The following is a 1,074-nucleotide window of genomic DNA, read 5'->3' as shown; positions in this document are numbered from 1 at the left end:
GGTGCAGTTTTTCTATGGCTAAATTTACAGCTGATGAAAAAATACAAATCGTTTTACGTTATTTAAACGGAAATGAAAGTTATCGAGAAATGGGTAAATCGATTGGTATAAGTGACACAATTATTTTGAATTGGGTAAACCAATATAAACAGAATGGTATGGAAGCTTTTCTAAAACGATGTACAAATTACACACAACAATTTAAACTAGACGTACTAAACTTTATGATTGAAAACGGTATGTCCTTATTTGAGACGGCAGCTATCTTTAACATTCCTGCCCCTTCAACGATTTCTGTTTGGAAAAAACAGCTCGAAACACAAGGAATTGATGCCCTTCAATCTAAGAAAAAGGGGCGTCCATCCATGAAAAAAGATTCAAATAAACAAGTAAAACAAGCTTTAGCTGAAGGGTCAGTCGAAGCACTTGAAGCACGTATTCAACAGCTTGAAATGGAAAATGAGTACTTAAAAAAGTTGAATGCCTTAGTTCAAAACAAGGAAAAATCACGAAACAAGACAAGGCACAAGTAGTCTATGAATTAAGGCATAAATATTCGGTGAAGGCACTCGTGGAGCTAGCTGGTATTCCACGGAGTACGTATTATGATTTAGTAAAGAAAATGAATCGTCCGGATCAAGATGCCGATTTGAAAGCTGAAATTAAAGCAATTTATGAGGAAAATGAAGGTCGTTATGGTTACCGTCGCATTCGTGATGAATTAACGAATCGTGGCCAGAAAGTGAACCACAAGAAGGTTCAGCGCATTATGAAAGAGCTTGGATTAAAGTGTGTTGTGCGTATGAAGAAATATAAATCCTATAAAGGGAAAGTCGGTAAAATTGCACCTAATATTTTAGAGCGTAATTTTTATACAGATGTCCCGAATCAAAAATGGGTAACGGACATCACAGAGTTTAAATTGTTTGGAGAGAAACTGTATGTATCACCTGTATTAGACTTATATAATGGTGAAATTATTACCTATACAATCGGTTCTAGACCGACGTATTCACTTGTTTCAGAGATGTTAGAGAAAGCATTAGAACGTTTACCTGAAAACCACCAGCTACT

Annotated in this window: 1 pseudogene; it reads left to right on the top strand. The window is 35.8% G+C overall.

The features are described 5' to 3' along the window. Positions 1–14: 14 nt before the first annotated feature. Positions 15–1,074: pseudogene (locus ACTFRN_RS28020) on the top strand (IS3-like element ISBce19 family transposase); the annotation flags it as partial.

The organism is Bacillus cereus group sp. MYBK245-2 (assembly GCF_051916145.1).
GTDB classification, from domain to species: domain Bacteria; phylum Bacillota; class Bacilli; order Bacillales; family Bacillaceae_G; genus Bacillus_A; species Bacillus_A pacificus.
Note: the sequence above shows the minus strand (reverse complement) of the source record. Positions and strands in the feature narration are given on the sequence as shown.